This window comes from Frigoribacterium sp. NPDC087798 (assembly GCF_044742985.1).
In the GTDB taxonomy this organism is placed as follows: domain Bacteria; phylum Actinomycetota; class Actinomycetes; order Actinomycetales; family Microbacteriaceae; genus Frigoribacterium.
Map to the genome: position 1 here is coordinate 312,141 of NZ_JBIUVP010000003.1, position 25,326 is coordinate 337,466.

General features: G+C 74.8%; 22 protein-coding genes. 13 read left to right on the plus strand and 9 right to left on the minus strand.

The window, feature by feature from the left end; genetic code table 11:
- Positions 1–157 precede the first annotated feature (157 nt).
- The 3 genes from ACIOSR_RS11375 (at position 158) to ACIOSR_RS11385 (ending at position 3,625) form a co-directional block, all read left to right on the plus strand.
- A complete protein-coding gene (locus ACIOSR_RS11375; protein ID WP_054145925.1) occupies positions 158–385 on the plus strand; it encodes a heavy-metal-associated domain-containing protein in 228 nt (75 codons plus the stop codon).
- The gene (locus ACIOSR_RS11380; RefSeq protein WP_402752665.1) at positions 382–2,772 is read left to right on the plus strand and encodes a heavy metal translocating P-type ATPase; all 2,391 of its coding nucleotides are present in this window, start codon (positions 382–384) and stop codon (positions 2,770–2,772) included. Before ACIOSR_RS11375 ends, ACIOSR_RS11380 begins: the two co-directional genes overlap by 4 nt.
- A gap of 580 nt (positions 2,773–3,352) precedes the next feature.
- Positions 3,353–3,625 (plus strand): zinc-ribbon domain-containing protein, encoded by a 273-nt coding sequence (locus tag ACIOSR_RS11385; RefSeq protein WP_402752666.1) that lies wholly within the window; start codon positions 3,353–3,355, stop codon positions 3,623–3,625.
- Positions 3,626–3,707: 82 nt separating this feature from the next.
- On the opposite strand, the gene ACIOSR_RS11390 is transcribed toward ACIOSR_RS11385, so the two are convergent.
- On the minus strand, positions 3,708–3,944 hold the full coding sequence (locus ACIOSR_RS11390) for a hypothetical protein (protein WP_148053668.1): 237 nt from the start codon (positions 3,942–3,944) through the stop codon (positions 3,708–3,710).
- A 173-nt stretch (positions 3,945–4,117) separates the two neighbouring features.
- Between ACIOSR_RS11390 and ACIOSR_RS11395 the strand changes: the two genes are divergently transcribed.
- A complete protein-coding gene (locus ACIOSR_RS11395) occupies positions 4,118–5,452 on the plus strand; it encodes an ROK family protein (RefSeq protein ID WP_402752667.1) in 1,335 nt (444 codons plus the stop codon).
- A 242-nt stretch (positions 5,453–5,694) separates the two neighbouring features.
- On the opposite strand, the gene ACIOSR_RS11400 is transcribed toward ACIOSR_RS11395, so the two are convergent.
- Both ACIOSR_RS11400 and ACIOSR_RS11405 read right to left on the minus strand, forming a co-directional pair.
- Entirely contained in the window at positions 5,695–8,025 is a 2,331-nt protein-coding gene (locus ACIOSR_RS11400; protein ID WP_402752668.1) for an alpha-galactosidase, read from the minus strand.
- Between the two features lie 118 nt (positions 8,026–8,143).
- Complete coding sequence (locus ACIOSR_RS11405) at positions 8,144–8,656, minus strand: BLUF domain-containing protein (protein WP_402752669.1); 513 nt, start codon at positions 8,654–8,656, stop codon at positions 8,144–8,146.
- 360 nt (positions 8,657–9,016) lie between these two features.
- Here ACIOSR_RS11405 and ACIOSR_RS11410 point away from each other — a divergent pair, with 360 nt between their 5' ends.
- Positions 9,017–9,727, plus strand: coding sequence for an AzlC family ABC transporter permease (locus tag ACIOSR_RS11410; RefSeq protein WP_402752688.1), 711 nt, complete (start codon positions 9,017–9,019; stop codon positions 9,725–9,727).
- The gene (locus ACIOSR_RS11415) at positions 9,724–10,035 is read left to right on the plus strand and encodes an AzlD domain-containing protein (protein ID WP_173154386.1); all 312 of its coding nucleotides are present in this window, start codon (positions 9,724–9,726) and stop codon (positions 10,033–10,035) included. Before ACIOSR_RS11410 ends, ACIOSR_RS11415 begins: the two co-directional genes overlap by 4 nt.
- Positions 10,036–10,213: 178 nt before the next feature.
- Here the strand turns inward: ACIOSR_RS11415 and ACIOSR_RS11420 are convergent, their stop codons facing one another.
- Positions 10,214–11,623 carry an MFS transporter gene (locus ACIOSR_RS11420; RefSeq protein ID WP_402752670.1) on the minus strand — a complete coding sequence of 470 codons (1,410 nt, stop codon included), beginning with the start codon at positions 11,621–11,623 and terminating at the stop codon, positions 10,214–10,216.
- 16 nt (positions 11,624–11,639) lie between these two features.
- Positions 11,640–12,857: an MFS transporter gene (locus ACIOSR_RS11425; RefSeq protein ID WP_123570971.1), complete on the minus strand. Its 1,218-nt coding sequence runs from the start codon at positions 12,855–12,857 to the stop codon at positions 11,640–11,642.
- A gap of 45 nt (positions 12,858–12,902) precedes the next feature.
- On the opposite strand from ACIOSR_RS11425, the gene ACIOSR_RS11430 reads away from it, so the two are divergent.
- The 4 genes from ACIOSR_RS11430 to ACIOSR_RS11445 all read left to right on the plus strand — a co-directional run bounded on the left by ACIOSR_RS11430 (position 12,903) and on the right by ACIOSR_RS11445 (position 15,715).
- Positions 12,903–13,487 carry a sugar O-acetyltransferase gene (locus tag ACIOSR_RS11430; RefSeq protein ID WP_159825057.1) on the plus strand — a complete coding sequence of 195 codons (585 nt, stop codon included), beginning with the start codon at positions 12,903–12,905 and terminating at the stop codon, positions 13,485–13,487.
- Between the two features lie 2 nt (positions 13,488–13,489).
- Positions 13,490–14,044 carry a TetR/AcrR family transcriptional regulator gene (locus ACIOSR_RS11435; protein ID WP_371740417.1) on the plus strand — a complete coding sequence of 185 codons (555 nt, stop codon included), beginning with the start codon at positions 13,490–13,492 and terminating at the stop codon, positions 14,042–14,044.
- A 167-nt stretch (positions 14,045–14,211) separates the two neighbouring features.
- Positions 14,212–14,670, plus strand: coding sequence for a hypothetical protein (locus tag ACIOSR_RS11440; protein ID WP_402752671.1), 459 nt, complete (start codon positions 14,212–14,214; stop codon positions 14,668–14,670).
- Positions 14,671–14,755: 85 nt separating this feature from the next.
- Entirely contained in the window at positions 14,756–15,715 is a 960-nt protein-coding gene (locus tag ACIOSR_RS11445) for a helix-turn-helix domain-containing protein (protein ID WP_056044714.1), read from the plus strand.
- 386 nt (positions 15,716–16,101) lie between these two features.
- On the opposite strand, the gene ACIOSR_RS11450 is transcribed toward ACIOSR_RS11445, so the two are convergent.
- Positions 16,102–17,385: a polysaccharide pyruvyl transferase family protein gene (locus tag ACIOSR_RS11450; protein WP_402752672.1), complete on the minus strand. Its 1,284-nt coding sequence runs from the start codon at positions 17,383–17,385 to the stop codon at positions 16,102–16,104.
- Positions 17,386–17,574: 189 nt separating this feature from the next.
- Between ACIOSR_RS11450 and ACIOSR_RS11455 the strand changes: the two genes are divergently transcribed.
- Positions 17,575–19,857 carry a glycosyltransferase gene (locus tag ACIOSR_RS11455; RefSeq protein ID WP_402752673.1) on the plus strand — a complete coding sequence of 761 codons (2,283 nt, stop codon included), beginning with the start codon at positions 17,575–17,577 and terminating at the stop codon, positions 19,855–19,857.
- On the plus strand, positions 19,854–21,368 hold the full coding sequence (locus tag ACIOSR_RS11460; protein WP_402752674.1) for a nucleotide disphospho-sugar-binding domain-containing protein: 1,515 nt from the start codon (positions 19,854–19,856) through the stop codon (positions 21,366–21,368). Before ACIOSR_RS11455 ends, ACIOSR_RS11460 begins: the two co-directional genes overlap by 4 nt.
- 190 nt (positions 21,369–21,558) lie before the next feature.
- Here the strand turns inward: ACIOSR_RS11460 and ACIOSR_RS11465 are convergent, their stop codons facing one another.
- The gene (locus ACIOSR_RS11465) at positions 21,559–22,356 is read right to left on the minus strand and encodes an SDR family NAD(P)-dependent oxidoreductase (protein ID WP_402752675.1); all 798 of its coding nucleotides are present in this window, start codon (positions 22,354–22,356) and stop codon (positions 21,559–21,561) included.
- 78 nt (positions 22,357–22,434) lie between these two features.
- Between ACIOSR_RS11465 and ACIOSR_RS11470 the strand changes: the two genes are divergently transcribed.
- Positions 22,435–23,043: a TetR/AcrR family transcriptional regulator gene (locus ACIOSR_RS11470; RefSeq protein ID WP_056044705.1), complete on the plus strand. Its 609-nt coding sequence runs from the start codon at positions 22,435–22,437 to the stop codon at positions 23,041–23,043.
- Positions 23,044–23,129: 86 nt separating this feature from the next.
- On the opposite strand, the gene ACIOSR_RS11475 is transcribed toward ACIOSR_RS11470, so the two are convergent.
- Positions 23,130–23,786 (minus strand): hypothetical protein, encoded by a 657-nt coding sequence (locus tag ACIOSR_RS11475; protein WP_402752676.1) that lies wholly within the window; start codon positions 23,784–23,786, stop codon positions 23,130–23,132.
- Positions 23,787–23,992: 206 nt separating this feature from the next.
- Positions 23,993–25,255, minus strand: a complete 1,263-nt coding sequence (locus ACIOSR_RS11480; RefSeq protein ID WP_402752677.1) for an ROK family protein — start codon at positions 25,253–25,255, stop codon at positions 23,993–23,995.
- Positions 25,256–25,326 lie beyond the last annotated feature (71 nt).

The window sequence follows — 25,326 nt, forward strand, 5'->3', positions numbered from 1 at the left end:
TCCCGCCGTCCTGGCGGGTACCCCTCCGTTAGTAGTCGGCCTCCCTGGGGGCCGGGCCGTCTCGGAGGCATCTCGGAGGTGGGGGACAACCGGCGGGCAGGCCTGGCAGGGATACCCCTAGGGGGTATAAGCTGAGGCCCGATCGAGAGGACAGCGCATGACCGACACCACCATCACCACCCTGCAGGTCGACGGCATGACCTGCGAGCACTGCGTCGCGAGCGTCACCGAAGAGCTCTCCGAGGTCGACGGCGTCGACTCGGTCGAGGTCGACCTCAACCCCGGAGGCGCGTCCACCGTCTCGGTCCAGGCCGACGCCACCGTCGAGCACGACCAGCTGCGCGCCGCCGTCGAAGAGGCCGGCTACCAGCTCTCCGCACGATGACCACCGCCGGAGGCGCGGGTCGGCCGGGCGAGGGCGTCACCGGGAGCACCCTGCCACCCGATGCGGTGCAGTTGGACATCACCGGCATGACCTGCGCCTCCTGCGCCAACCGCATCGAGCGCAAGCTCAACAAGCTCCCCGGCGTCGAGGCCTCGGTGAACTACGCGACCGAGAAGGCCCACGTGCGGGTCGTGGCCGGTGCCGTCGACGACGCACGCGAGGGCGACCCCGGGGTGCCCGACGTCGACGCGCTCATCGCCACGGTGGCCGCCGCGGGGTACGGGGCGACCGTGCCCGCGCCTCCTGCGTCCCCGACCGGCGCGGCCGACGGCTCGTCCGACGCCGCCCCGGACGCCCGGGCCACCGAGGTCGACGCCCTCCGCCGGCGCACCCTCGTCAGCGCCGCCCTCGCCCTGCCCGTCGTGGTGCTCTCGATGGTCCCGGCCCTGCAGTTCACCAACTGGCAGTGGCTCGCGCTGACCCTCGCGGCACCCGTCGCCGTGTGGGGGGCCTGGCCCTTCCATCGCGCCGCCGCCGTCAACCTCCGCCACGGCGCCGCGAGCATGGACACCCTCGTCAGCGTCGGCGTGGTCGCCGCCTTCGCCTGGTCGCTCTGGGCCCTGTTCTTCGGCGACGCCGGTCGGCCGGGCATGCACATGTCGTTCAGCCTGGTCGCCACCCACGGCGGTCCGACCGAGCTCTACCTCGAGGTCGCGTCGGCCGTGACCGTGTTCATCCTGCTCGGCCGCTGGCTCGAGGCCCGCGCCAAGCGCCGCTCGGGCGAGGCCCTGCGCGCCCTGCTCGAACTCGGCGCGAAAGAGGCCACCGTGCTGCGCGACGGTCAGGAGGCGCGGGTCGCCACCGCGGGTCTGGTGCCCGGCGACCTCGTGGTCGTCCGTCCGGGCGAGGCGATCGCCAGCGACGCCCTCGTGCGCGAGGGCACCTCGGCGGTCGACCTGAGCATGCTGACCGGCGAGTCGGTGCCGGTCGAGGTCGGCCCGGGCGACCGCGTCGTCGGAGCGACCCTCAACGTGGGCGGACGCCTGCTCGTCGAGATCACCCGCGTCGGGGCCGACACCGAGCTCGCCCGGCTCGGTCGCCTCGTCGAGGAGGCGCAGAGCGGCAAGGCCGAGGTGCAACGACTGGCCGACCGGGTCTCGGCCGTGTTCGTGCCGGTCGTCATCGGGCTGGCCGTGCTGACCTTCGTCGGCTGGCTCGCGTTCGGCGGCTTCGTCGAGGGTGCCGGGGGCGGGGGCTTCTTCACCGGTTCGCTGCAGACCGCGTTCACCGCCGCCGTCGCCACCCTGATCATCGCCTGCCCGTGCGCGCTCGGGCTCGCGACGCCCACCGCGCTGCTGGTCGGCACGGGCCGCGGCTCGCAGCTCGGCATCGTGATCCGGGGGCCGCAGGTGCTCGAGCGCACCCGCACGGTCGACACGATCGTCCTCGACAAGACCGGGACGGTCACGACCGGGCGGATGAGCGTGCGCGAGGTCGTCCTCGACGACGCCGCGGCCACCGGGGTCGACGACGTCCTGGCCCGGGCCGCCGCCGTGGAGTCCGGCTCGGAGCACCCGGTCGCCCGCGCGGTCGAGGCCGAGGCCGCCCGGCGCGGGGTCGTCGTCCCGGCCGCCGAGCAGTTCACCGCCCACGCCGGGGCCGGCGTGCAGGCCCTCGTCGACGGCACGCTCGTGCTGGTCGGCCGCCCCGGGTGGCTGGCCGACGAGTGGTCGGTCACCGCGCCTCCCGGGCTCGAGAGGGCGTTCGCCGCCGCCGAGGCGACCGGTGCGACCCCCGTCGCCGTCGCCTGGGACGGTCGGGTGCGCGGAGTCGTCACCGTCGCGGACACCGTGAAGCCCGGTGCGCGCGAGGCCGTCGAGCGGTTCCGCGGTCTGGGCCTGACGCCCGTGCTGCTGACCGGCGACAACGCGGGCGCGGCACGGCACGTCGCGGCGCAGGTCGGCATCGCCGCGGCGGACGTCGTGGCGCAGGCGACCCCGCAGCAGAAGGTGGAGGCGGTGGCCCGGTTGCAGGCCGAGGGTCGCGTCGTCGCCATGGTCGGCGACGGCGTCAACGACGCGGCGGCCCTCGCCACGGCCGACCTGGGCATCGCCCTCGGAACCGGCACGGACGCGGCCATCGCGGCCGGCGACCTGACCGTCGTCAGCGGCGAGCTCGCCGGGGTGGCCGACGCCATCCGCCTGTCACGGGCCACGCTCGGCACCATCAAGGGCAACCTGTTCTGGGCCTTCGCCTACAACGTCGCGGCGATCCCGGTCGCGATGCTCGGGCTGCTCAACCCCGTGCTGGCCGGCGCGGCGATGGCGGCGTCGTCCGTGTTCGTCGTGACGAACAGCCTGCGCCTGCGGCGGTTCCGCGCCGGGTGAGGCGGGGCGGGCTCCGCGTGCCCGCGTGCCCGCTCGCGTCGCACCGCCGACTGAACATCGCACCGCCTGTGTCGGCGGTGCGACGTTCATTTCGTGGTGCGATCACCCACAGGCTGCCCGATGCCGCCGCCCGGCAGACGCCCGATATGTAAAATGGTCGTCGGGTGTCGTCATCGCCGGAACGGCCCCCGGGCATGGCGAAGCCCGAGACCGCACAACCGATCTCGGGCTTCGATGTGCTCTCCGTGAAGAGAACCAGGGACCCAACAGAGATCCCGCTTCATCTGATCGGAAGTGTAATCCCATGACGATCGACGTGCAAACGTCGATCCCACGGGGTGGGTCCCTGGCTCTCTCGCGGTGTTCGCCGGCGCGAACACCGCGAGGAGGGAGCGGATGTCCGAGGACGACCGCCGCCCGCCCAGGAAGACCGTGCCGTGGTGGCAGATCGCGACTCTCGTCGTGACCGTCGCCCGGTTCGCAGTCGACCTGGTGCGCAAGGGCTAGGAACAGGGCCCGGGGTCATCAGGCCCCGGGGCCCGCTCCCGCCGGCTGCCCCGGTCCCGCCTAGGGTGAGCGCATGATCATCTTCGGCACCAAGGGCACGAGCGCCCTGCTGGGCGTCCTCTTCTTCGTCTGCCGGGTCTGCGGCAACGAGGCCGCACAGCGCCTGGTCAAGCACCGTCGGTGGTTCACGCTCTTCTTCATCCCGGTGATCCCGTACTCGACGAAGCACGTCTACACCTGCGCCTACTGCGGCGCGGGCACCGAGCTCGACGCCGAGGCGGCCGACCGGTTCCAGGCCGACGCCGAGCACGCCGCGGCCTCCCGCGGCGGCCGGTCGCAGGGCTGACCGACCGCTCCCGCGGCGGCCGGTCGCAGGGCTGACCGACCGCTCGGCGGCACGGGACGCCCAGGGAGGCGCGGCCGTGGCGTCAGGGCAGCGCGCGGTACCAGCCGGCCACGCGGGCACGCAGGCCGACGGGGCGGGACCGGAGCCGCGCCTCCTCGGGGGCGTCGGCGACGGCCGGGGCGAAGCCGACGGTCGCGCACGAGGTGCAGACGAGCACGTGACGGTGCACCGAGAGGGCCGTGCCGTAGAACGGGTTGGGCTCGAGACGGGTCGGCGACGCGCACAGCGTGCAGAGGGGGAGTTCGCGCGTTTCGTCCATGAGGATCACCACGACTCATGTTCGGCCACGAGGGGCCCCGAGGTTGTCCCCCACTTCGGGTGGCGGGGTACGCAGCGACGGGCGTCGGGGGGACCCGACGCGGCGATGGCTCGGCCCGGACGGGGCCCGACGTCGGGACGAGGAGGCGCGGGTCGGCCACCTAGGATCGTCGCGTGACGGACTCCCACGCTCCCGGGCACGCCGCTCCCGCTCATGGTCCCCTCGGCCACGCCGACGGCGGCTGGTCCCCGCTGGCCGGCAGCGCGCAGGCCGTGGTGCTCGACATCCTCGTGCACGGCGCCCGCCCCCGGACCGAGCTCGCCGCCCGGCTCGGCCTGTCGGGCCCGAGCCTCACACGCATCACCAGACCCCTGCTCGAGAGCGGGCTGCTGGTCGAACGCGCGTCCCTCGCACCATCCGGCTCGGGTCGCCCCTCGGTCCCGCTCGACCTCGACCCGGACGCCCACCACTTCGTCGGCGTCAAGCTGACCCGTGACCGCCTCTTCGTCGTCGTGGCCGACCAGCGGGGCAGGGTGCTGGGCGGGCACGACGACGACCTGCCCGACCCGTCGCCCGCCGCCGTCGTCGCCCAGGTCGCAGCGGTCGTGACCTCGGCCCGCGGCCGGGACGACCGCATCCGTGCGGTCGGCGTCACCGTCGGCGGACAGGTCGTCGACCGTGCCCACGTGCGGCACGCGCCGTTCCTCGGCTGGGACGACGTGCCCCTCGCCGAGCTGCTGACCGCCACGACCGGCCTGCCGACCTGGGTCGAGAACGACGTCCGTGCGCTGACCCAGGCCGAGCTCTGGTTCGGCGAGGGACGCGGGCTGCGCTCGTTCGCCCTCGTCACGATCGGCGCCGGCGTGGGGCTCGGCCTCGTCGCCGCGGGCGAGGTGCTCGGCGGGGCGCACTCCTCGGCGGGCAGCGTCGGACACCAGCGGATCGTGGCGCCCGCGCCCGCGCCCGCGCCCGTGCCCGTGCCCATGCCCGTGCCGGTGCCGGTGCCGGTGCCCGTGCCCGCGACTGCGCCGGTGCAAGTGCCCGTGCCGCTGCGCGTGCCCGCGTCGGCCGCCGCTGCGGCCCGCGCCGACGTGCCGGCCCCCACCTGCGACCTCGGCCACCACGACTGCGCGAGCGCGTTCCTCACGGTCGCCGCGGTCGAGGCCGCCGCCGCCCGGGCCCTCGGCCGCCCGGTCGCCTACGACGACCTGCTCGTCCTCGCCGCCGACGGACACCAGGAGGCGCGGGTCGTCGTCGACACCGCCGCCGACGTCCTGGGCCAGCTGATCGCGGGCGTGCTGAACGTGCTCGACCCCGAGGTGGTCCTCTTGTCGGGCGAGGGCGTGCGGCTCGCGACCGTCGGCGGGGCCGCGGTGGACGCGGCGATCGCACGCGACGCCCACCGGGCGGTCCCACCGCCCCGCCTGCTCGTCCAGGAGTTCCGGTTCGACGAGTGGGCCCGCGGCGCCGCCGCCGTCGCCATCCAGATGCACGCGCTCGGTCGCTGACGCCGCGCGCGCCCGGTCGCTGAGGCCGCGCGTGCTCGGTCGCTGAGGCCGCGCGCGCTCGCGTGAGCCCCCCTCGGGACGCGACCCGCGCCTCCTGCCCGACCCGCACCTCCTGCCCGACCCGCGCCTCCTACCCGACCGTTCGCCGATGAACCCCGAATGCGAAGACGAACCCCGATTCATCGGGGTTCATCGTCGTGAACGGGGTTCATCGGGCAGCGAGTCGAGCAGCCGCCCCCGCCTCACCCCGCGGCGGTGACCCGCAGCAGCACGACCCGCTCGGGGAACGACGACGGCGCCTGCAGCCCGGCGACCGCCAGGGCGCGCCCGCCGAGCACCACCCCGGGGTACGCGCCGCCCTCGTCCGCCGTGCCCCACCACGGCGGGGGCGTGAGGCCGTGGTCGGGCGAGCCGACGGTGACGGGGGCGACCCGGTACCGGCGCTCGGGGTCGAGCCCGGGCAGCAGCACGCGGCCGAGCGGTGCGACGTCCGACCGCCCCACGGAGGCGAGGAAGAACAGGGCCTCGCTCGCGTCGGCGGCGACCGAGCCGTAGACCAGCAGCGACGGGTCGGCCTCGTCGACCCGTACGAGGTCGCCCGTGTGCATCAGCTGGCGGTGCTCCTTGTAGAGGGCGATCCACTCGGCGAGGTCGCGGTTCTCGGCGTCGGTGGCCCGGGCGAGGTCCCACTCGATGCCGAGGTGGCCGAACAGGGCGGTGCCCGCCCGGAACGACAGCTCGTGCCAGCGGCCGGTCGAGTGGCTGACGCCCGAGGCGATGTGCGAGCCGAGCAGCTCAGGCGGCAGGAGCTGCATGGTCCAGCGGTTCATCTGCTGCCGGTCGAGCGGGTCGATGCAGTCGCTGACCCAGACGCGGTCGGTGCGTTCGAGCACGCCGAGGTCGACGCGGGCGCCGCCGGACGAGCACGACTCGATCTCGAGACCGGGGAACCTCGCCTTGAGCTCGTCCATCAGCCGGTACGCCGCGAGGGTCTGCTCGTGGACGCCCGCGGCGCCGGTCGGCCAGGTGCCGGCGTCGACGAGGTCGCGGTTGTGGTCCCACTTCAGGTAGGCGATGTCGTACTCGGTGAGGATCGCCGTCATCTGGCCGAGCACGTGCTCGAACGCCCCGGCGATGCCGAGGTTCAGCACCTGCTGGTCGCGCGACCGCGGGGGCAGGCGGTCGCCGGTCTGCAGGATCCACTCGGGGTGCTCGCGGGCGAGGTCGCTGTCCTCGTTGACCATCTCGGGCTCGAACCAGAGGCCGAACTCCATGCCGAGGCCCGTGACGTGGTCGATCAGCGGTGACAGGCCGTCGGGCCAGACGTCGCCGTCGACCACCCAGTCGCCGAGGCCGGCGTGGTCGTCGCGTCGCCCCCGGAACCATCCGTCGTCGAGCACGTACCGCTCGACGCCGAGGGCGGCGGCCCGGTCGGCCAGGTCGCGCAGGCGGGCGAGGTCGTGGTCGAAGTAGACGGCCTCCCAGACGTTGATCGTCATCGGGCGCGGGCGGGTCGGGTGCTGCTCGCGGGAGCGCAACCACCGGTGGAACCGCCGGGCCTGGTCGTCGAGGCCGTCGCCGTACGAGCCGAAGACCCACGGGCTGCGGTACGACTCGCCCACCTCGAGCCGCAGCTCGCCCGGCAGCAGCAACTCGCCGCCGCCCAGGACCTGCGCCCCGGTCGACAGGCGTTCGGCGTAGTGCCGGTGGCCGCCGCTGAACCCGACGTGCAGCCCCCAGACCTCTCCCGAGCCGGCGCCGAAGCCGAACCCGGGCACGCCGACGCTCAGCACGGTCGCGGCGTCCGGGCCGGTGCGGCCCTTGCGTCCCTCGCGTTCGTGCACGCCGACGACGAGCTCGCGGCGCTGGGGCGTGCGCTCCTTGCCCCAGCGGCCCGCGAAGTCGAGGATCTCGCGGGCTCGCGGTGGCACCGGCAGGGCCAGGTGCAGGTCGGTCAGCGTGTACACGTCCGCCGCCGTGCTCGCGGCACCGGCCGCGGTGCTCGCCGCCCGGTCGTCGCCGGGGGTCGACCGACCGCCTCCGCGTCGCCCGGCGACGTTCGTCAGCTCGGCCCGGGTGCGGACGAGCCCGCTCGCCGTCAGCTCGATCTCGAGCACGACGGCGAGCCCGGCGACGTCGTCGTGCGCCTCGACCGTGACGACGGCGGCGCCGGCGTCGACCAGCTCGGGACCCGAGGAGGCGCGGGTCGCCTCCGCCTCACCCGTCACGTCGAGCGCGTCGACCGTGAACCGCGGCGACCAGTCGGCGCCGTCCGAGCGGTGGCCGCCGACCCCGGGCTTGCCCGACCAGCCCGCGTGGTGCTCGGGCAGGATCGCCAGGCGCACCGGTTCGTCCATCAGGTTGTTGACATAGGGCGGCACCGCCGCGACGGCGAGGGACCGCACGTCCTCGAGCGTCGGCCGGCCGAGGGCGGCGCCCCAGTGCAGGACCGTCGGCAGGCGCGCGTCGGTGACGTCGAGCAGCAGGCTGACGCCGGCGCTGCTCAGGTGGACGAACGCGTCGGGTGCTCGGGACGGCGCGACGACGGTGGGCGACGGGGTGGGGTGCGACACGGGTGCTCCAGACGGCGGCAGATACTTTCGTCCGAAAAGTATCTCCGACGCCGAGCGGGGGTCACAACCCCGGCGGGGTCCGACCGCGGGTCGGGAGGCCCCGGTCAGCGGGCCCCGATCAGGAGGCGCGGGGCGAGAACAGCCCGTCGGTCACGTCGGTCGGCTGGTCACGGAACCAGCGCAGCAGGGTGCGGACCTTGTGCGACGACGACGGGGACAGGTTGCTGAAGTCGTCGTGGACGCCGGCACCCGCGACGGAGGCGGAGCCCGTACCGGAGCCGGTGCCGGTGCCGGAGTCGAAGACGTCGGCGTAGCCCGGGAGGACCGTCGCCAGGTCGTCCGTGACGGCCCGGTAGCCCATGGTCCAGGCGGGGAACAGCCGGTCCTCGACGAGTTCGTCGACGATGGTGTGCACGGCCGTGTGCCGGGGGTCGCGCGCGATCACGGCGAGGCGCTCGCGGACCGCCTCCTCGGGCCCCTCGAGCACCTGGATGAAGCGGCCCTCGCGGTGCAGCAGCATGCCGGTGATGCCCAGGCGGGCGTTGTTCGAGCGACTGGTCATCAGCAGGTTGGCCAGGTCGTCGTCGGTGAAGGGGTACGACGATCGACTGACGTACACGGTGGACAGCACGGGTGGGCCTCCTCGGGCTCAGGGCTGGACCGATTCTGCACGGCGTCCCGCCCCGCCGCACTCCCCACTTCTGGGCGCTGACAGGTCCGACCCCGGCCCCTACGTCCCGCGGCGTCCCGGCCACGTCCCCGCCCGACCAGTTCGCACCACCGACGTGTCGTCGAACCACCCTCGTGCGTGGCTCGACGACACATCGGTGGTGCGACCTCACTCGGCCCGGGGCATCGTCCGCCCTACGCTGGAACCGTGCCGCCGACCCCCCAGCCCGAACCACCACCCGGGGACCGCGAACCCGTCGAGCGCGCGACCCCCACCCGCACCCCCACCCGCACCCCGACCCCGTGGCGCCGCTCGCCCGGCATCCGCGTCGGGGCGTCGATCGCCGTCGCGACCGGCCTCTACGGCGTCTCGTTCGGTGCGCTCGCCGTGGCCTCGGGCCTGACCACCGCGCAGACCTGCGTCCTGAGCCTGCTGCTGTTCTCCGGAGGTTCGCAGTTCGCCTTCGTCGGCGTCGTCGCCGGAGGAGGCGCGGGTCCGGCAGCCGCGTCCGCCGCGGCCCTGCTCGGCATCCGCAACGCGGTCTACGGCATGCAGCTCAACGCCCTGCTGCACCCGCGCGGCTGGCGTCGGCTGGTGGCCGCGCACGTCACGATCGACGAGTCGCTCGCCACGAGCACCGGTCAGGCCGATCCTCTCGAGCAGCGCCGCGGCTTCTGGGTCGCGGGGGTCGGCGTCTTCGTGCTCTGGAACCTCTTCACCCTGGTCGGGGCGCTCGCCGGGGACGCGATGGGTGACCCGCGCGACTGGGGACTCGACGGGGCGGCCGTCGCGGCGTTCCTCGCGTTGCTGTGGCCGCGCCTCCGTTCCCGTGACGCGGCCGCGATCGCCGTCGCGTGCGCGGTGGTGACCGTCGTCGCGGTGCCGTTCGTACCTCCGGGGGTGCCGATCCTGGTGGCAGCCGTCGTCGCCGCGGCCCTCGGCTGGCGGGCTGCGCGCGAGCGTCGCGACCCGGAGCCGTGCGCGGCCGCGACCCCGGGCGCCGACCCCACGAGCCGAGGAGGCGCGGCGTGAGCACCTGGGTCTGGATCGCCGTCGCCTGCGTGGTCGCCTACGCCACCAAGCTGCTCGGGTACCTCGTGCCCCGACGCTGGCTGACGAACCCTCGCGTGGCGCGGGTCGCGGGCACGCTCACGATCGGGCTGCTGGCGTCGTTGACCGTCGCGAACGCCGTCGCCACCGGACAGCAGCTCGTGGTCGACGCCCGGCTCGGGGCGCTGGTCGCGGCGGCGGTGGCCCTGCTGCTGCGGGCACCGTTCCTCGTCGTGGTGATCACCGGGGCCGCCGTCGCCGCGGGTCTGCGCCTGCTCGGCCTGCCCTGATCGGCCGTGCCGCGCCGCGCCGCGTCACCGTCGCACCGCCGACCCGGGCTCGCACCGTGACCGGCGGGTGCCCCGAGGCCGCACCACGCTCGCGTCGTCGAACCACCTCGGAACACGGTTCGACGACGCGACGGTGGTGCGACCCGACCCGACCCGACCCGGTCCGGCACGGACCGGATCAGCTGCCGCGCGGTGCCGACCCCCGGGCCCGACGTCCCTCGAGCACCCCGGCGAGCAGCACCACGGCCACGCCCACCACGGGCACGAGCAGCAGTCCGTACCGCAGCCCGGCCGAGTCCGCGACGAACCCGACGACGGGCGGCGACGCCAGGAACCCCAGTCGCAGCAGCCAGCTCACCAGCGTCAGCCCCGTGCCGGCCCGGAACCCGGGCAGGTTGTCCGCCGCGTGCATCGCCGCCGGGATCAGGGTCGCGACGCCGAACCCCGCCGCCGCGAAGCCGACGATCGTGCCGATCACCGACGGGAACGCCAGGGCGATGCCCATGCCCACCGCGACGAAGACGCCCCCGGCGCGGGCGACGGCCTTCTGGCCGAAGCGGTCGACCATGCCGTCGCCCAGCAGTCGTCCGACGAACTGGGCCCCCTGCAGCGAGACGAACCCGAGGGCGGCGACGGTCACGCCGGCCCCGAGCGAGCCCAGGTAGAGCGCGGCCCACGTGCTGCCGGCGTCCTCGACGACGGCGCCCGACGACGCGATGACGACGAGGGCCAGCAGCACGCCCCACTTCGCGACGAACCCGGGCGAGACGCGGCGACGGTCACGAGCCGAGGAGGCGCGGGTCGCGTCGTCGACGGAGCCCGCCCCGGCCACCGAGCCGGCCCGCGCCTCCTGCGCTCCACCGTCGGGGGAGTCCGTCGCCACGGGTGCGGCCGCCGCCCCGGCGCCCGCGGTCGCGTCGTCGCCGGGCAGGACGACGGCGTCGGCCGTCTCGGCCGCCCCCTCGGCCGTGCCCTCGGCCGGTTCGGGCCCGGCGAGCAGCAGCGGGTACGCGACGAGCGCCACGACGGCGAAGATCAGCGCCGAGGCCCCGAGGTGCCAGACGATCGGGATGCCGAGTCCCGCCGCCGCCCCGCCCATCAGCCCGCCGAGGACGGCCCCGATGCTCCACACGGCGTGGAACGAGTTGAGGATCGACCGGCGGTAGCGGTACTGCACGCGCAGTCCGTGCGAGTTCTGCGAGACGTCCACGATGGCGTCGAGGGCACCGGCGAGCAGGAAGCCCGCGGCGAGCAGCCCACCGACCGGGGCGATGCCGGCCAGCAGGACGGCGACCCCGGTGACGACCGTGCCGACCACGGCCACCCGTGACGACCGGAGGCGGCGGATCAGCCATCCGGCACCGAGCCCCGCGACGAGCGCGCCGACGGGCATCGCCGCGACCGCCAGGCCGAAGTCGGCGTTGGACAGCTCGAGGCCGTCCTTGATGGCGGGGTAGCGCGGGAGGAGGTTCGCGATCAGGGCGCCGTTGGTGAAGAAGAGCAGGGCGACGCCGAGTCGGGCGCGGCGGTCCTCGCGCGTCGGCACGGTGCGGGCCGGCGCCGCGGGAGAGGTCGTCGGTGACGTCATGGTGTACGAACGTACACTAAGGCCGGGCGGCGGCGGACCGCTCGCGGGGACGCGCCGCCGAGGTGATCAGCGAGGCGCCCGCGACCACCACCAGCACGACGATCATCGCGCTGCGCAGGCCCACGTGCTCGCCGACGAAGCCGAGCAGCGGCGGCCCGACCAGGAACGCCACGTAGGCCATCGTCGCGACGGCTCCGACCGCCGTCGTCGGGTCGTCGCCGTCGGCCGCGGCCGAGACGGTCACCGGGAAGCCCAGGGCGGCACCCAGACCCCACAGCACGACGGCGACGCCCGCGACGACGACCGAGTCCGAGAAGACGACGAGGGCGATGCCGACCGCCGAGACGAGTGCACTGGCGCGCAGCACGGTGGCGTGCCCGAAGCGGGCGAGCAGCGGTTCGCCGAGGAAGCGGCCGACCGTCATCGCCGCCGCGAACGCCGTGAAGACGACCGTGCCGGCGGTCGCCGAGACCCCGTGCCCGTCGACGAAGAGCAGCGGCAGCCAGTCGTTGGCCGACCCCTCGGCCAGGGCGAGCGCGAGCACGATCAGGCCGAGCAGCACGAGCCGGCGGTCGTGCCAGACCGCGAGCGACCCGGCGAGCCGGGCCCGCACCCCGGAGGCGCGCTCGGCCCGCTCGTCGGAGCGTCCGGTCGAGCGCGGCACGATCGGTACCGCCCAGGCCAGTGCGGCGCCACCCGCGAGCGCGACCCCGAGCAGGTGCCACTGGACGGGGACGTGCGTCGCCGTCAGCAGGATGCCGAGGCCGGCCCCCGCGACCGTGCCGAGGCTGAAGCAGCCGTGCAGCACGGGCAGCACCGACCGGCCGGAGGCGGTCTCGATGGCGGCGCCCTCGATGTTGACGGCGATCTCGGCCAGGCCGACCCCTGCCCCGACCAGGGCGAGGCCGACGAAGACGCCGGGGGTGATCGAGAGCGAGGCGGCCACGCCGACCAGGGCCACGCCGGCGACCAGCGAGCTGCCGCCGATCGCCACGGCGCGGTGGGCTCCGTGACGTCGCACGATCGGGGCGGACGACACGATGCCGCCCATCGACCCGACGGACAGGCCGAAGATGACGAGGCCCATCTCGCCCGTCGACGCCTGCAGCAGGTCGCGGATGGCCGGGGTCCGCACGACCCACGAGGCGAGCGAGACGCCGACGACCGCCATGAAGACGAACACCGCCGCCCGGCGTCGGGCGAGCTCGGGGCTGAACGGCGGTCGGTTGGTCATGGGTCCAGTGTGTACGTTCGTACGCTCGTCGTCTAGGGTGTGCGCATGACCACCACCGACCACTTCGCCGGCGACCCGCGCACGAACCACGAGCGGATGCTCGCGGGCGACCTCTACATCGCGGACGACCCCGAGATCGCGGCGCAGCAGCAGCGGGCGATCACCTTGCAGGCGCGCTTCGCCGCGGTCTTCGCCGACGACGTCGACGCCGCGCAGGCCGTCGCGCGCGAGCTGTTCGGCAGCCTGCACGAGACGGCCCACGTCCGGCCGCCGGTGTACGTCGACTACGGCAGCTCCATCACCATCGGGGCCGGCACGTTCGTCAACTACGGCCTGACCGCGCTCGACGTGGCCCCGATCACGATCGGGGCCGACTGCCAGATCGGCCCGAACGTCCAGCTGCTGACCCCGACGCACCCGGTCGAGCCGCAGCCGCGTCGCGACAAGCTCGAGGCCGCGAAGCCGATCACGATCGGCGACAACGTCTGGCTCGGCGGCGGCGCGATCGTGCTGCCCGGGGTGACGATCGGCGAGAACAGCGTGATCGGCGCCGGGGCGGTGGTGACGAAGGACGTCCCGGCGAACGTGGTCGCGGTCGGCAATCCGGCCCGCGTGCTGAGGAGCATCTAGTCGTGGGCGCCGTGCGACGCACCGAGCCCGACCGTCGTGACCGCCTCATCGACGTGGCGCTCGACGTCGTGGCCGAGGTCGGCGTCGCCGGCGCCTCGCACCGCAAGATCGCGGCGCGCGCCGACGTGCCCCTCGGCTCGATGACCTACCACTTCGACGGCATGGACGAACTGCTGCACGAGGCGTTCTCGCGCTTCGCCGAGACGATCATCGTGCGGTTCGAGCGCCGGCTCGGTGCCGCGACCACCCGCGACGACGCCAAGGAGGCGGTGGTCGCGTTGGTCCACGACGACCTGACCGGCCCTGCCGCGGTCCGCGACCAGGTGCTCAGCTACGAGCTCTACACGCTGGCCGCGCGGGAGCCGAGGTTCCGCGAGATCACCCGCGAGTGGATGCGCCGCAGCCGGGTCGAGCTCGAGCGCCACTTCGACCCGGACACCGCCCGCCAGGTCGACGCCCTGATCGAGGGGCTGTCGATCCACCGCGCCCTCGACCCGTCCCCTCCGAGTCGGGCGCTGACCCGCGAGGCCGTGGACCGCATCACGCGCGCCTCCTGACCGTCGCCGGCCGCGCCTCCTGCGGTTCCGCCCCTCATGGCCACAAACCGAACTGTGGTCGCCCCCGGATGCGACTCACAGTAGCTAGGCGCTCTAATGGAACCGGTGCAGAAGATGCACGGCGGTGAGAAGGTACGCACCGGATCGGGACGAGAGTCGAGAAACCAGTGGACGCAGAGAGCGACATGTCGCGCCGCGCCCCCGAGGTCGACGCTCCCGGCGCCTCCGACACGGCGTTCGGCGACTTCAACGTCGCCAGCGACTTCGGCGAGATCGGCGATGCGACTCGCACGGCGGCGGCCGACCTCTTCTTCGGCGACTTCGCGCCCCCGCTCGACCCCGACCTGGTCTTCGAGTGCTCGGCGTCCATGAACGGCGAACACGGTGCGGTGGCCCTCTACGAGGACCGCGTCATCGTCGAGAGCCCCGACGAGCCCGACGGCGAGGCCGTGTTCTCGACCGAGACGGTGCGGGCCTGGTGGCTGGTCGAGGGCGAGACGTTCTTCGCGCTGGTCGTCGAGGCCGACGTGCTGCACCGCACGCGGCTGCCGACGGGCTTCAAAGCCGTGCTCAAGGCGGCGTTCACGAAGGCCTTCGGCCCGGCGACGAGCCCCGCCGGCGCGTGAGCCCCGCGCACCTCCGCCCCCGTTTCGGGGCTTCGGCCCGGTCAGGACGTTCTTTCAGGGGCCCGGTCATGGCAGGATCGCTGTGATGGAACCCGAACAGACCCTGCCCCCGGTGCGTTCCGAGATGGGCGGCCGCGACATGGACCAGGCGCGCGCCCTGTTCGAGGACACCTACAACGGCGCCGGGTTCCGCACCGACACCCGGCAAGAGACGTTCGCCTACCGCTACACGACGGCGGGCGACGAGGACATGACCCTGCGGTCGGCGATGTTCCTCGGGGACATCCGCGGGGCCATCCAGCCCGAGCGCGAGTACGTCGTCGCCTGGATCACCGCGGGCGAGGGCCGGGTCGACGTGGGTGCCGAAGAGGCCGCGTTCGAGATCGGCCGCCCGCTGATGTTCCCGACCGGCAAGGCCTTCGAGTTCGAGGTGCGCGAGTACCGCCAGAACCTGGTGCACTTCGACGCCGCCTACCTCGAGCGCATGGCCGCCGAGCACGAAGGGGCCCTCGCCGGGCCGTTGCAGTTCGACCACACGGCCGTGCCCGACCTGGCGAACCTGCGTCGTTGGCAGTCCACCATCACCAACGCCGCGAAGACCATCCTCGGCGGCGAGTCGACCGAGCTGCTGCGCTCCGAGCTCAAGCGCGAGTCGGCGTTCGCCCTGCTCGACACGTTCTCGCACCGGTCCATCGACCTGCCGCCCGCCCTGCTCGTCCCGCGCAACGCCCGGCTGCGCGAGGCGGTCGAGTACCTGCACACGCACTCGCACCTGCCGGTCAACATGACCCAGCTGGCCGAGTCCGTGCACCTGACGCCGCGGGGGCTGCAGCAGGCCTTCAGCCGACAGCTCGGCGTGACGCCCACCGAGTACCTGCGCACCATCCGCCTCGACCACGTGCGGGCCGAGCTGATCGAGCTCGCCCCGGGCGAGGCCACCGTCGGCGCCGTCGCCCAGCGCTGGGGCTTCACCCACCTGAGCCGCTTCACGGCGTCGTACGTCGGACGCTTCGGCGAGTACCCCAGCGCGACGCTTCAGCGCTGAGCCCGCGCGGTCAGCCGCGCCGGCGCGAGCAGGCCGCGCCGCGCCTCCTCGGCCGTCCCGCCAGCCGGGCACGCCGCCACGATGTGAACAGTCCGCCACGTCTTTGTGTGGCGGACTGTTTACTTCATGGCGGGATGGGGCGTGGCGCGACCAGCCCGCCAGCCACCACGCCAGGAGGTGGACACCGCACCACGGGAAAGCCTGGCGCCGTGACCACGTCCTGGCGCCGTGACCACGTCCTGGCGTGGTGCCCGTCACCCGGCGGCGTGCGCGCGACGCGGGGCAGCCTCCTGGAGGCGCGGGTCGCCACCCGACGCGGGTCGCGCCCGACGGCGCGCGGGTCGCGGACCGCGGGTTGTGCCCGATGGTGCGCGAGGCGGGTCGCGTCAGCCGCGCAGCGCGGCGGCGACCCGGTCCCACCAGGCGGCCGACGCCGCGCGGGTACCGTCGAGGCGGTCGGCCCACGCCGAGCGCACCGCGTCGCGTCCGGCCCAGGCCGCCAGCGCGACCGCGTCGGCCTCGCCCGCGAGCAGCTGCGCGGCCGAGACGACGCTCGTCTGCCCGAAGTTGCCGAGCGCCCCGGTCAGCTTGATCGTCGTGTAGTCGTCGACCGCGAGCCCGACCGTCGGCACGCCACCCGCGACGGCGAACACGGCCGGGTGGTAGCGGCTCGTCAGGTGGAGGGCCGCCCCGCGGGCGAAGCGGGCGGCCGCGGGGGAGTCGGTCGTGGGTTCGACCCGCGCCGGCACGGTCAGCTGGTCGAGCACGGCCCGGTGCAGCAGCGAGTCGCCGCGCTCCTCGGTCGGGTCGAGCGAGCCCCAGTGCGCGAGGAACACGACCTCGAGCCCCGCCTCGCCCGCCACCCGGTCGAGCAGTCGGGCGACGGCCGTGGCGAAGGCTCCCCGGTCGGCGTCGCCCACGTGCGCGGACAGGCTGACGGCGAGGTAGGGCGCCGGCGCGCCCGTCACGGACGCCGCGCTCGCCGCGCTCGCCGCACCCGCCGCACCCGCCGCACCCGCTACGGACGCGGCACCCCCGGCAGGAGGCGCGGCGTCGAACCCGAGGAAGCTCGCGTCGTCCACCGTCCCCACGGTCGTCGCCGGGTCGACGCCGAGCGTCCGCACGAGCTCGAGCGACGCGCCCTCGCGCAGGCCCACGAGCGCGGCGGCGTCGAGCAGCTCGGTGACGAGCTCGCGGTCCTCGCCCTCGAGCACCGGCCCGATGGTCTGCCCGCTGACGACCAGCGGTTTGCCGAAGCGTCGGGCGACGAGTCCGAGCGTGTTCCGCTCGTAGACGTGCATCGGCCAGAGCGAGGCCATGTTGCCGCCGCCGGCGACGAGCACGCCGTCGGCCTCGCGGACGGCCTCGACCACCTGCCAGGCCGGGTCGTCCTGCGGGAGGTGACCCGCGCCTCCGTCGATCGCCGACAGCACGCGGGCGCGTCGCTCGCGCTGGCCGAGCCGGCCGCCGGTCGTCGCGGGGTGGAAGCCGATCGCGGGCACGGCGTCGATGCCGTACCGCTCGGCGGTCTCGGCCGGGTTCGACGAGACGCCGGTGATCGTGGCGCCGCGGGCACGCAGCTGCACGGTCGCCTCGTGGAACATCGCCTCGTCGCCGATGTGGACCATGCCGTCGAGCACGCCGACGTCTCCGATGGTGACGATTCGCACGGGTGGGACCTCTCGCTGCGGGACGCGGCAGCGGGATCGATGCCGCCCACGACGGTACCGGACCCCCGCGGCGCCGAGCACACCGGCCCGCCACCGGGCGGCCACCGGGCGGCGATAGGCTCCACCAGGCCCTGGGCTCCCCGGGCCGGGCACCGCACCACCACCCCGCCGCACCCGAGAGGCACCGCCATGGGCATCCAGACCTCGCTCGACGCGATCCACGAGGCCGACCGTCTGGTCGACTCGATGCGCCTCGCCGACGACCTCGCGCTCGACGCCGCGCGCACCGGCGGGGCCCGGACGATCCGCGTGCTGCGCGGCGCGCTCGGCAGCCCCGACCAGCTCGTCGCCATCGCGGCGACGAACGCCCTCGCGCAGGTCTTCGACGAGCAGGCCGACGTCGTGCTGAGCGATCTGCTGTCGAGCGACCGCACCTTCCTCCGCGAGCACGCCGCGTCGGCGCTCAGCCAGCGGCTGCCCCGCTACGACACGGTCGGTCGGCTGATCGGGCTCGTCGTCGCCGGGGGCTTCACCGGCATGGTCGCCCAGCGCACGCTCGAGCAGTGGTCGTCGGCCGCCCCCGCCGTGGTCGGCGTCGCCCTCGAGGGCGCCCTGATCGGCGTGCACGAGCCCGACGCCCGGTACCGCCTGGTCGAGACGCTGGGCCTCGTGCGCGCCCGCATCACCTCCCGCCCGCTGCTGACGATCGCCCGCGACCGGGGCGAGGACGAGCACGTCCGCGTCGCCGCCGTCTCGGCCCTCGGCCAGCGTCGTGGCGACCAGGCGGTCGCCGCCGTCGTCCACGAGCTCGCCCGCCACGACGGCTACCTCGGCGACGTCGCGCGCCTCTCCGCGATCGACCTCTCCGCCCCCGACGAGGTGCCCGACGGCCACCGGGTGCACGACCGCGGAGTCGAGGACGGACCCGACGGCGACCACCCCGCCGGGCGCGACGGCCTCACCATCGCGCAGCTCTTCCTGCACGCCGACATCGACGCCGGCCTCACCCACGCCGGCAGCGGCGACAACGGCGGCATCGCGACGCTGCTCGTCCGGCTCGGCGACGCACTCGCCGCGGGCGGCGTGCTCCCCGCCGGAGCCGTGCTCCCCGCAGGAGCCGTGCTCCCCGCAGGAGGCGCGGTGCCGGCCCTCGGCGACCGTCACGTCGAGCGGGTGGTCACCCTCTCGCGCGGGTCGGCGGACGCGGCGGTCGAGAGCGTCCACGACCTGGCGACCCGCGCCTCCGGACACGTCTACGGACGCGTGCCGCTGCTCAGCGACCCCGTCTCGTCGGCGACCGCGTGGCCGCTGCGGGTGGCGGCCCGGCGCGGCATCCGGCGGGTGCTGCGCGCCGCGGGGGGAGTCGACCTGCTGCACCTGCGGATGGCCGACGTGGGCAGCCTCGCGGCGGCCGACGTCGCCCGCGAGCTCGACATCCCCGTCGTCTTCACGGTCGCGCCGGACCCGCACGCCGTCATCCAGTCGCTCGACCTGTCGGGCGCGCTGACCCGGGAGACCTTCGGCGACGTCGACGAGGTCGAGCACTTCTGGTTCCGCACCCGGCTCGTCCAGCAGCTCGCGTCGAACGCGTCGCACACCGTGCTGTTCCCCCGGCCCGAGCTCGAGCGCGACATGCGCGAGCTCGTCGGCATCGACGTCACCTCGCACCCCGAGCGCCACACGATCGTGCCCGAGGGCATCGACCTCGGCGTGGTCGACCGCTCGGTCGCCGAGGCCGCCGAACACGCCGCGGGCCTGCCCGCGACCCCGCCGCTCGCCGAGCTGCGCGCGCTGCTCGAGACCCTGCCGCCCGAGCGTCGCGGCCTGCCGCTGCTGGTCAGCGTCGGACGGCTGCACCGGGTCAAGGGCATGGCGACGATCGTCGAGGCCTGGGCCGACGGACCCCTGCGGGACCGCGCGAACCTCCTGCTGATCGGCGGCGACCTCGAGCACCCGAGCGCCGACGAGCGCGAACAGCTCGACCTGATCGACGCGATCGTCCCCGCGAACCGGCACCGCGCCTCCGGACTCCTGTTGCCCGGCCACCGGCCGAACGACACGGTCGCCCGGTGGGTCGCCGCGGCCCGCTTCGGCCTGCCCGGGCTCGCGGCGCCCCGCGGCGTCTACGTCTGCGGCAGCCTGAAAGAGGAGTTCGGCATCGCCCTGCTCGAGGCGATGGGCTCCGGTCTGCTCGTCGTCGCGCCGCAGGGCGGCGGGCCCTCGACCTACGTGCGTCAGGGCGACACCGGCTGGCTCACCCGCACCTGGGACGTCGACGCCCTGCGCCTCGCGATGGGCGAGGCGCTCACCGCGGCCTCGGTCGAGACGACGGAGGCGCGCGCGGCCCGGTCACGCGACACCGTCGAGCGGTCCTTCACGATCCAGGCCATGGCGCGATCGCTGTCGGGCGTCTACGACACGGTGCACCACGACGAGCTCGAACAGCGCGAGTGGAGCGTGAGCGCACGATGACCCTGCTCGTCATCAGCCCCGACTACGCGTCGCACCTGCTGCCGCTCGCGACCCTGGCCACCGAGTGGCGCGACCGGGGCGAGCGCGTCGTCGTCGCGACCGGCCCGGCCACCGCCGCCATCGTCGAGTCCTTCGGCTTCGAGCGCGTGCACCTGCAGCTCGGGCGCGGCTCGAACCCCGGGGTGATCCGTGCCGAGGAGCAGGTGGCCGAGGAGGACGCGTCGCTGCGCGGCTTCTTCGACGCCACCCGGCTCGGCATGGTCGAGACGCTCTCGTACCAGGCGCGCGAACGCCTCACCGACCTCATGTGGCAGCCGGTCGCCACGGCCCGGGCCGTGCTCGACGTGGTCGCCGCCGTCCGGCCCGACCAGATCGTCGTGGACCACCTCGCGTTCAGCGCCCGGCTCGCGCTCGTGGCCGGCGGCGTGCCGTTCGCCGACGTCGTGCTGGGGCACCCGACCGCGCTGCCCGTGGGCGACGAGGTCTACGGCTGCCCGCCCGAGTGGCCCGCGGCGTTCGGCGGTGCCGGCGCTGGTGCCGACCCGGCGCTGGCCGGAGGCCGCACCACCGTCGAGTCGTCGAACCACCCCGGAACGTGGTTCGACGACGCTAACGTGGTGCGAGCCGCCGGAGATGCGTCGGTGGCGCGGGCCGACGTCGGCGCCGCGCCCGAGGGCGTCGCCGGGCTGCGCGAGCTGTGCGAGCGGGTCGACGCCTCGTTCACCGCCGAGTGGAACGCCGCGTTGGCCGAGCTCGCTCCGCACCTGCCGCCGTCGACGAGCGCCTTCGGCGAGCACGGCGACCTGCTGCTCTACAACTACCCGGGCGAGCTGGCCGACCCCGAGCGCGAGGCCCTGCTGCCCCCGCACGTCTGGCTCGGATCGGCCGTGCGTGCCGAGCCGGTGGACGCCGAGGTCGCCGCCTGGCTGGCCGGCGGCGCCGACCCCGACCCCACGCCCGACCTCGACCCCACGTCCGAGCCCGACCCCGACCCCGCGCTCGCGCCGTTCGTCTACGTCAGCTTCGGCAGCTTCCTCTCGGTGCGGTCGGACGTGCTCGGGCGCGTGGCCGAGGCCCTGCGTCGCGTGGGCGTGCGGGCCGCGATCGCGCTCGGCTCGGGCGACCGGGCCGACCTCGGCGAGGTGCCGAGCGACTGGCTCGTCCGCGAGTTCCTGCCGCAGGTGACGCTGCTCGACGCGGCGACCGCGGCCGTCACGCACGGCGGCAACAACAGCGTGACCGAGGGGATGACCGCGGGCGTGCCCGTCGTCGTCCTGCCGTTCTCGACCGACCAGTTCGCCGGGGCCGCCGCCCTCGAGCGCACCGGGGTGGGCGTGGCGCTGGCCCCGAACACGGCGACGGTCGACGAACTGGCGGAGGCCCTGCGGCACGTGCTCGACCTGCCGACGCGCGACCCCGGTGCGGCCGGACGCCTGGCCGGGCTGGCGGCGTCCCTGCGCGAGACGCCCGGACGGGCCCGAGCCCACGCGGCGCTGACCGGGCGCGACTGACCGAGACGCCCGGACGGGCGCGAGCCCACGCGGCGCTGACCGGGCGCGGCTGACCGAGCCGGCCCGCGCCTCCTCGGCTCGCCCCGCCTCTCAGCTGTCACGACGTGCCGCTCGCCTTCGCAGGCGAGCGGCACGTCGTGGCGTCTGGTCCGTCCGGCCGAGCCCCGACCGGCAGGAGGCGCGGGTCGGCCTACATCGTCCGGGTGTGGAGGATGCCGCCGTCGACGTCGAGCAGGGCCCCGTGCACGAAGGCCGCCTCGTCCGACGCCAGGTAGCGCACCGCGTGGGCGATGTCGACGGGACGCACGGGTCGACCGGCCGGGGTGGCCGCGGTCAGGGTGTCGAGGACGGCCGCCGACCCGGCGTTGCCCGGAGTCGACGTCGCACCGGGTGCGACGCTGTTGACGCGGACGCCGCGGGGGCCGAACTCGGCCGCCCAGGTGCGGGTCATCTGCTCGACGGCGGCCTTCGACGCGGTGTACATGGCGCCGAACGGCACCCCGACCCGGGTCATCCACGAGCCGATGTTGACGATCGAGCCGTCTCCACGGTCGGCCATCGCCGGGGCGAGGGCCCCGACGAGCACGTGCGGCGCTCGGACGTTCGTCGCCAGGATGGCGTCGAGGTCGGCGTCGTCGAGGGCGTCGGTCGGCATGGTCGGGTAGACGCCGGCGTTGTTGACCAGGATGTCGACGCGACCGCCGAGCACCTCGGTGGCCCGGGCGGCGAAGGCGCGGAGGTCGACGTACGGGCCGGCGAGGTCGGCGGGCACGGCGTGGGCCGAGCCGCCTCGGGTGGTGATCGCGTCGACCACCCGTCGGGCCCGGGCGTCGTCGCGGCCGCTGACGACGACGGTGGCGCCGGAGGCGGCGAGCACGCGGGCGATCGCCTCGCCGATGCCGCTGGTCGAGCCGGTCACGAGGGCGGTGCGACCGGCCAGGCGGTCGTCGGTGGGCAGGGAATTGAGGACTTCTTCATTGGACTGCATGGTCCATTGCTAGCACGGACTGGACCGTCGAGTCCAGTGTTCGTGGACCGAATGGTCCACTCGACGTAGGATCTCTCCGTGGACGAGACAAAGATCACCGAGCGCGGGCGGCTCACCCGCCAGAGGATCATCGACGAGACCGGTCGGCAGATCCTCGCCGCGGGCATCGGCGGGACGACGCTCGACACCGTGCGGGCCGCGACGCTGACCAGCAAGAGCCAGCTGTTCCACTACTTCCCCGGCGGCAAGACCGAGCTGATCCACGAGGTCGCCCGGTGGGAGGGGCGTCAGCTGCTCGAGGCGCAGGAGCCCGAGATCCACGACCTCGGCACCTGGGAGTCGTGGGAGCGCTGGCGCGCCGCCCTGGTCGAGTACTACATCAGCCTCGGCCGCTGGGCCTGCCCGATCGGCACGCTCGCCGCTCAGGTCGCCGCCACGGACGCCGAGGTCGAGCGCAGCGTCAAGGCGAGCTGGGACGCCTGGCGCGAGCAGCTGGCGGCGGGCATCCGGCGGCTGCAGGCCTCGGGGTCGGTCGACGCCTCGGCCGATCCGGTGCGCGTCGCCACCGCGATCATCGCCGCGATCCAGGGGGGACTGCTGCTCAGCCAGTCGGAGCGGGCGGGCTGGCCGCTCGAGGCCGCACTCGACCACGCGCTCGGCCCGTTGCACACCGTCCGCCGCGACTGACGCGGGTCGTCCGCCGGACGTGCCCCGCGCCTCCTGCGCTGTCGTCCTCTTGCTCTGTCGTCCTTCCGCTCTGTCGCTCTCCAGCTCTAGCCGCCGAAGACGACCGCGCGCATCGCGTCCTCGCCGACCGCCGCGTCGCGGTACCGCTGCATCAGCGCGGCGTTGGCGTCGTACTGCGGCCCCTCGCGCACCTCGGCCTGGTGGTGCAGGGCGAAGACCATGCCCTCGTGCCGTCGCGGGGCCTCGCCGAGCAGGGTGGTGTGGGCGAGGTACCAGGCGGCGTCCTCGAAGCCCCAGCCCCGGAAGCGTTCGTCCTGCCCGCCGTGGCTGCGCCACGAGGAGGCGCGGGTCACGTAGACCCCCGAGCAGGCCCCGCGCACGAGCTCGAAGTCGCACCGCTCGAGGGGGGTGCCCGCGGCCGCCTGCGCGGTGCCGTCGCGTCCCAGCCAGTGGTACTCGGTGTAGGGCAGGTGCACCCGGCCGCTCGTGCGGGCCGCCTCGATCGCCGCGAGCAGGGGCTCGCGTTGCGGCAGGGTGTCGGCGTCGCCGATCACGGCGACCTCGTCGTCGGCCAGGCCGGCGACCCCGAGGTTGCGGCACTGGGCCAGGTTGAACACCGGGTCGGGGGAGTCGATCGTGCGGATCTCGGCCTCGGGCAGGGCGTCGGCGTACCAGTCGCGGACGACCTCGAACGCCGCGACGCGACTGGGTTGCGGACGCCAGGGGAGCACGACGGTGACCATCCCGCGAGCCTAGCGGCGTGCGCCGGGCCGCCCCGCGCCTCCCGCGCCGCCCCGCACCGCGTCTCCCGCGCCGCGCCGTCCCGCTCCGCGCTGTACCTCCCGCCGCGACGAACGATGCACCCGGTTTCGAACGATGCACCCGGAAGCAACCGGGTGCATCGTTCGAAACCGGGTGCATCGCCGTCCGATCGCACGCCGAGCAGGCCTCAGGAGGCGCGGGTCGCGTCCGCCGCACCCGGCAGCGTCAGCTCGAGTGCGTGGCCGCGCACGTGCGCCAGGGCCCGCTCGACGGCGCCCGTGGTCACGACCGCGTCGCCCAACGTCGAGGCGACGACCTCGGGCGCGGCCCGGTGCGTGAACCGGCTGAGCCACGGTGTCGTCCGGTCGAGCAGCAGTCCGAGGGAGGGCGCCACGGCCCCGGCGACGACGATGCGGTCGACGTCGAGCATGCCGCTGAGCATGGCGCAGACGCGTCCGAACCGTTCGGCGGCCTTCTCGACCAGGCGCAGGGCGGTCGGGTCGCCGGCGTCCGCCGCGGCCAGCACGGCGGGGGCCTCGAGCTCGTCGAGCGGGATCGCCCGCAGCGGCGACGAGGCCGGCACGGTGCCGAGCTCGCGCGCGGCCCGGGCCCAGTCGCGCAGCAGGGCTCCGAGGCCGTCGGCCGATCCGACGCCCTCGACCAGGTCGAGGAGGCGCATCTCGCCCGCGGCACCGCGGCTGCCCCGCACGAGGGCTCCGTCGAGCACGAACCCGGCGCCGAACCGCTCGCCCGCCAGCAGGGTCACGAACGACGTGGCGGCGCCGGCACCGCCACCGACCTCGCGGTCGGCACGGGACGCGGCCGCCGCCTCGGCCACGGCGGCCAGGTTGGCGTCGTTCTCGACGACGACGGCCCAGCCGCGCTCGGCGAAGAGTCCGGTGTAGTCGGGGTTCATCAGCACCCAGAAGTCGGCGCCGACCTCGATCGGCGACCGGCCCTCGGCGTCGGTCGGCGCGGGCACTCCGAGCGCCACGGCGAGCACGTCGGCGTCGCGCAGCGAGGCCTCGTCGAGGACGTCGTCGACCAGCCGTGAGACCGTCCGGCGGCGGTCGTCCGCCGTCCCGTCGGGGTCGATGCGCCGTGCGACGCGGGCCACGACGTCGCCGCGCAGGTCGGCCACGACGGCGGTCAGGTGGTGGCGGCCGGCGTCGACGCCGACGACGTGCCCGGCGGAACGGGCCAGGGCGTAGCGACGCGCGGGGCGGCCCTTGCGGTACTCGCCGGTCGAGCGGGCGTCGGCGAGCGACACCATCCAGCCGTGGTCGATGAGGTCGTCGCAGACCCCGAGCACGGTGGACCGGGTGAGTCCGGTGAGGGCGATCAGGTCGCTCGCCGTGACGGCGTCCGCTGACCACGCGTGCCGCAGCACCTCGGCCGCGTTCATGCGGCGGAGCAGGCTCGGCGACGACACCCCGGTGCTCAGCGCCACCCGCGCCTCCTCGTGCTGTGGCCGGTGCCTCGCGACACGGCGGATCTTTTCGACGACGACCCATGGTGCCA

Coding starts and splice junctions, on each gene's coding strand:
- ACIOSR_RS11375 (WP_054145925.1), top strand. CDS start 158: ATGACCGACACCACCATCACCACCCTGCAGGTCGACGGCATGACCTGC.
- ACIOSR_RS11380 (WP_402752665.1), top strand. CDS start 382: ATGACCACCGCCGGAGGCGCGGGTCGGCCGGGCGAGGGCGTCACCGGG.
- ACIOSR_RS11385 (WP_402752666.1), top strand. CDS start 3,353: ATGATCATCTTCGGCACCAAGGGCACGAGCGCCCTGCTGGGCGTCCTC.
- ACIOSR_RS11390 (WP_148053668.1), bottom strand. CDS start 3,944: ATGGACGAAACGCGCGAACTCCCCCTCTGCACGCTGTGCGCGTCGCCG.
- ACIOSR_RS11420 (WP_402752670.1), bottom strand. CDS start 11,623: ATGACGTCACCGACGACCTCTCCCGCGGCGCCGGCCCGCACCGTGCCG.
- ACIOSR_RS11425 (WP_123570971.1), bottom strand. CDS start 12,857: ATGACCAACCGACCGCCGTTCAGCCCCGAGCTCGCCCGACGCCGGGCG.
- ACIOSR_RS11430 (WP_159825057.1), top strand. CDS start 12,903: ATGACCACCACCGACCACTTCGCCGGCGACCCGCGCACGAACCACGAG.
- ACIOSR_RS11445 (WP_056044714.1), top strand. CDS start 14,756: ATGGAACCCGAACAGACCCTGCCCCCGGTGCGTTCCGAGATGGGCGGC.
- ACIOSR_RS11455 (WP_402752673.1), top strand. CDS start 17,575: ATGGGCATCCAGACCTCGCTCGACGCGATCCACGAGGCCGACCGTCTG.
- ACIOSR_RS11460 (WP_402752674.1), top strand. CDS start 19,854: ATGACCCTGCTCGTCATCAGCCCCGACTACGCGTCGCACCTGCTGCCG.
- ACIOSR_RS11465 (WP_402752675.1), bottom strand. CDS start 22,356: ATGCAGTCCAATGAAGAAGTCCTCAATTCCCTGCCCACCGACGACCGC.
- ACIOSR_RS11475 (WP_402752676.1), bottom strand. CDS start 23,786: ATGGTCACCGTCGTGCTCCCCTGGCGTCCGCAACCCAGTCGCGTCGCG.